Here is a 4441-nt window from a genome sequence, read left to right on the forward strand (position 1 = left end):
CCGAGGCGTTCCCGGTGGTCGTCGCCGCCGCGGGGGCCCCGGCGCCGACACCGGTCGGCGGGGCCGCGCCCACCGAACGGGATCCCGGGCGGCAATTGCACCCCGGCACGGGCGACCCATTGGAGCGCCTGCAGCAGATCCTGCAAGACGCCAGGGGGTGACCGTCCGCTGTGCACAAGCTCGAGCGTGTTGCGGCGGCTTAACGATTCGGTTGTGTCTCGGTGTTGACGCTCGCGCAATTACCCGGGCCATGGTCAGGTGGAAGGTGATGTCTACTTCCACGCTTTCCGTTGTCCGCCTGACCGCATCCGGCGTGGCGGGCCTGGCATTGCTGGCCGCCGCGGCCGGACTGTCCGGGGCCGCGCCCACGGCCGACAGCCAGGGTTATGTCGACTCCACCGCCCGGTGCAGCGCCCCCGCCGTCGCCGTCCTGTTCGGCAGCACCTCCAGTTCGCGCATCGCCATCTGTAAGGACACCGGCGGTGGCTACGAATATCGCGGTGTCCGGGTCCGCGACGGTGCCAAGCTGGTGCTGACCGCCACCGCGTCGGACGGCGGCTATGTCGCCGAGAGCGACGGCGTCACCTATACCGTCACGCCCAGCACGCTGAAGGTCAGCACCGGTGGCACCGTGCTGCGCAACGAGCCGTTGACCGATGTGCACGAACCGCAGGGCGCGTTGTCCACCTCCACTTCCTCGAGTTCCACCTCGAGCTCATCCACGTCGACATCCACGAGCGGAACCACGACGGTGACCACGACCGTGACGTCCACGACGCCGACCTCCACCACGCCGCTGCCGCCGCCGCTGCCCGCCGAGGTGGGCGCGCGCTGAACCGTTATTGGCAATGGTTACCATTAATGGGTGCTCGTTGCCTCGCGCCTGCCGCTGTGGGTGCCCGATCTCGACGAGATCCGGGATGGCGCCATTCGTCTGACGGTTCCGCTGGTCGACGACGTGATCCAGATCGGGCTGGGCGGGCGCTATGACGTCGGCAGTATCGACGTGCTCAAGTGGCCGGCCGGACTACTGGTGCGCCGGACCGATGGCCGACCACTGCAGGCGCGGATCATCCGGGACGAGCCGGTCACCGTCCTGCGCGCGCCGGTGCCACGTCTGGCGCTCAGGCGGGTGGGCCCGGGATGGTGGCTGGCTCGCGATGCCATGCCGGCCGGCCGAATGGAAGATCTGGGGCAATTGGTGCGCACGATTGCCATTTTCGGACTGGCCAAACAGTCCGGCGCGACGACGTCAGCCGCAATATGAATGCGTGGCGAAGGCCAGGGCCTGTCGGTAATCCGGGTCCAGTCCGTACGTCGCCCCGGCGTTGTCCAGAGCGTCCTGCAGCGCCGTGACGCATCCCGGTGAATGCAGCAGATCCCGCTGAGCGGCAAGCTCGGTGACGATCGTCGTGTTCAGGGTGTCGATCCGGGCCCGCGACGAGGACAGGTCCGGGGCCGCGGTCGGTGCGGCGGCGGGATCGAGTTTCCACTCGGAGAACCGCCGGTATTCGACGGCTTCGGTCGCGTGGATCTGATCGGTGAAGATGCGGGTGACGTAGTCGACGTCGACGTCGTGGCCGGCCGCGGAGGCGGCCACGGCTTTGAGCACCTGCTGGACCCGCACCGGATCTTCGATATCGCCGTGGGTGATCCACTTGACCGCGGCGACCGGATCGGCGGTCTGCAGTCGCTGGGTCGCGGCCGACACCAGGGTGTCCAGCGGACTGGGCGCGGCGTGCGCCACCCCGGCCGGCGCCAGCACGGTGACGGCCGCCAACGCGGTGAGCACGGCGCGGCGGACGATCATGGCCGCAGTGCCGCGGTGCCGGGCTCGGCGGCCACTGCCAGCAGGCGCTGTGCGCGGTCGAGCAGAATGCGATGCAGGTCGGCGTCGGAGACATCGCTGAGGTGTGGCTCGGTGGTGCTGCCGAAGATCCCTGCGGTGAGCATTCCGATCGTCACCCGCGTCTCGACGTCCACGGTCGGCCCGATCAGCAGCTCACGCAGCCGATCGCCGCAATCCTCGAATTCCTTGTGGGCCCGCACCAACTCCAGCACCGCGGGGTCGCCGTAGAACATGGTGCCGATCCGGCGGTGTCGGATGGCCATGTCGACGAATCCGCTGATGGTCGCGTCACGGCGGGACTCCGGGTTGGAGATCGTCTCGGCGATACGCACCAGCCGGTCCATATCGTCGAAGACCGGGCGCACCACCGAGAGCACGATGTCGTCCTTGGTGTGGAACTGGTAGTAGACGGCGGCCTTACTGACTCCCAAGTGGTCGGCGATCATCTGCAGCGATGTGCCGTTGACGCCTCGCTCGGCGAACAGATGCAGGGCGGCGTCGAGAACGCGCTCACGAGCGAAGCCGCGTTGCGCCACTGGTTTGGCCATGCGACCCGCCTCCTTTTCTCCGTCGAGCTTGTGACCTGCTGCGCATCTTCGCACGGGCAGTATCCGGCGTCACAGACTTTGACGTCCGTCTTGTCCTAACTTAGCCGATTGGCTAATCTCGTCCAATCGACTAGCTAGCCTAAGTGAGGCTGTTCACGATCGGACGGAGTCGGGGCGATGAACGTGTTGAAGCGGGTGTGGATACCGCTGGTCATTGTCGTGGTGGTGGCCGTCGCGTCGTTCACGGTGATGCGGGTGCGCACGTTCTTCGGCACCGGTCCCGGTTACGTCTCGACCGAGAACAGTGCCTCCGACGAGAGCGAGCCGTTCGACCCGAAGGTGGTCAAGTACGAGATCTGGGGTGAGCCGGGTGCCACGGCCAACATCAACTACATGGACCTCGACGCCAAGCCGCAGCGGGCCGACAACGCCCCGCTGCCCTGGACGTTGACGCTCAGCACCACCGCTCCGTCGGTGTTCCCCACGATTTCCGGGCAGGGTGACGGTTCCACGTTGTCCTGCCGCATCACCGTCGACGACGAAGTGAAAGACGAACGTACTGTCGACGGCATCGGCGCCCATACCTACTGTCTGGTGAAATCTGCATGAGCGTTCCTCAAACCGATCCGCCCACCGATCCCTTCAAGGCCACGCCGCACGCCGCCGAAGATGATCGTCGCGGCATCGCGAAATGGGTTCGCAGGCTTGCCGTTCCGATCATCATCGGATGGATCGCGGTGGTCGCGATCCTGAACACCGTGGTGCCGCAGCTCGAAGAGGTCGGCAAGATCCGATCGGTGTCCATGAGCCCGGACAGCGCCCCATCGGTGATCGCGATGAAGCGCGTCGGCGAGAACTTCAAGGAGTTCAAGTCGAACAGCTCGGCGATGGTGGTGCTGGAGGCCGACCACCAACTCGGCGACGCGGAGCACAAGTTCTACGACGAGATGATCAAGAAGCTGGAAGCCGACACCAAGCATGTCGAGCATGTCCAGGACATGTGGGGTGATCCGCTGACCGCGGCCGGTGCGCAGAGCGCCGACGGCAAGTCGACCTACGTGCAGGTGTACACCGCGGGCAACCAGGGTGAGACGCTGGCCAACGAATCGATCGAATCGGTTCAGGGCATCATCGACAGCCTCAAACCCCCACCGGGGCTGAAGGTTTTCGTGACCGGTCCCGCCGCGCTGTCGGCGGATCAGCAGATCGCCGGTGACCGCAGTCTGCGGATGATCGAGGCGCTGACCTTCTGCGTGATCATCGTGATGATGCTGCTGATCTACCGATCGGTGGTCTCGGTGCTGCTCACCCTGGTGATGGTGGTGCTCGGTCTGGCCGCGACCCGCGGCGCCGTGGCCTTCCTCGGTTACTACGAGATCATCAAGCTCTCGACGTTCGCCACCAGCCTGTTGGTGACGTTGGCCATCGCCGCGGCAACCGATTACGCGATCTTCCTGATCGGCCGGTACCAAGAAGCGCGCACCCGGGGTATGGACCGGGAGGCGGCCTACTACGACATGTATCACGGCACTGCGCACGTGATCCTGGGCTCGGGTCTGACGATCGCGGGCGCGACGTTCTGCCTACACTTCACCAAGCTGCCGTACTTCCAGACACTTGGCATCCCGTTGGCGGTCGGCATGGTCACCCTGGTCGTCTGCGCCCTGACGCTGGGCCCGGCAGTCATCGCGGTGGCCACCCGGTTCGGAAAGACGTTGGAGCCCAGGCGCAGTGCGCGTATTCGGGGCTGGCGCAAGGTCGGTGCGGCCGTGGTGCGCTGGCCCGGACCGATCCTGGTGTCCGCGCTGGCGCTGTGCCTGGTCGGTCTGGTGGCCTTGCCCGGGTACGAGACCAATTACAACGACCGCAATTACCTGCCGGCGGATCTGCCCGCGAACGAGGGGTACGCGGCAGCGGACCGGCATTTCAACCAGGCCCGGATGAATCCGGAGTTGCTGCTTGTCGAGAGCGATCACGATCTGCGTAACTCGGCTGATTTCCTGGTGATCGACAAGATCGCCAAAGCGGTGTTCCGCACTCCACA

Annotated in this window: 6 protein-coding genes; 4 read left to right on the forward strand and 2 right to left on the reverse strand. The window is 65.9% G+C overall.

Annotation, left to right across the window (positions count from 1 at the left end; all coding sequences use genetic code 11):
* Positions 1 to 268: 268 nt before the first annotated feature.
* Positions 269 to 835: a hypothetical protein gene (locus tag AWB94_RS01440; protein WP_062655312.1), complete on the forward strand. Its 567-nt coding sequence runs from the start codon at positions 269 to 271 to the stop codon at positions 833 to 835.
* A gap of 30 nt (positions 836 to 865) precedes the next feature.
* Positions 866 to 1267, forward strand: a complete 402-nt coding sequence (locus AWB94_RS01445; RefSeq protein WP_062655277.1) for a hypothetical protein — start codon at positions 866 to 868, stop codon at positions 1265 to 1267.
* Here AWB94_RS01445 and AWB94_RS01450 read toward each other — a convergent pair.
* Both AWB94_RS01450 and AWB94_RS01455 read right to left on the reverse strand, forming a co-directional pair.
* Positions 1253 to 1810, reverse strand: a complete 558-nt coding sequence (locus AWB94_RS01450) for a chorismate mutase (protein ID WP_064961238.1) — start codon at positions 1808 to 1810, stop codon at positions 1253 to 1255. The two genes, AWB94_RS01445 and AWB94_RS01450, sit on opposite strands and share 15 nt — an antisense overlap.
* Positions 1807 to 2397, reverse strand: a complete 591-nt coding sequence (locus AWB94_RS01455) for a TetR/AcrR family transcriptional regulator (RefSeq protein ID WP_062655278.1) — start codon at positions 2395 to 2397, stop codon at positions 1807 to 1809. The genes AWB94_RS01450 and AWB94_RS01455 overlap by 4 nt, the downstream gene beginning before the upstream one ends.
* A gap of 177 nt (positions 2398 to 2574) precedes the next feature.
* Here AWB94_RS01455 and AWB94_RS01460 point away from each other — a divergent pair, with 177 nt between their 5' ends.
* Positions 2575 to 3006, forward strand: coding sequence for an MmpS family transport accessory protein (locus AWB94_RS01460; RefSeq protein ID WP_062655279.1), 432 nt, complete (start codon positions 2575 to 2577; stop codon positions 3004 to 3006).
* A partial coding sequence (locus AWB94_RS01465; RefSeq protein ID WP_133058197.1) for an MMPL family transporter occupies positions 3003 to 4441 on the forward strand: 1439 nt, incomplete at its 3' end. The genes AWB94_RS01460 and AWB94_RS01465, both read left to right, overlap by 4 nt.

Origin of the sequence: Mycolicibacterium canariasense (genome assembly GCF_002101555.1) — a bacterium.
Classification (GTDB): domain Bacteria; phylum Actinomycetota; class Actinomycetes; order Mycobacteriales; family Mycobacteriaceae; genus Mycobacterium; species Mycobacterium canariasense.

Bases quoted from the DNA above. Each gene is read 5' to 3' on its own strand.
- AWB94_RS01440 (WP_062655312.1), top strand. From the start codon at position 269: ATGTCTACTTCCACGCTTTCCGTTGTCCGCCTGACCGCATCCGGCGTG.
- AWB94_RS01450 (WP_064961238.1), bottom strand. From the start codon at position 1,810: ATGATCGTCCGCCGCGCCGTGCTCACCGCGTTGGCGGCCGTCACCGTG.
- AWB94_RS01455 (WP_062655278.1), bottom strand. From the start codon at position 2,397: ATGGCCAAACCAGTGGCGCAACGCGGCTTCGCTCGTGAGCGCGTTCTC.
- AWB94_RS01460 (WP_062655279.1), top strand. From the start codon at position 2,575: ATGAACGTGTTGAAGCGGGTGTGGATACCGCTGGTCATTGTCGTGGTG.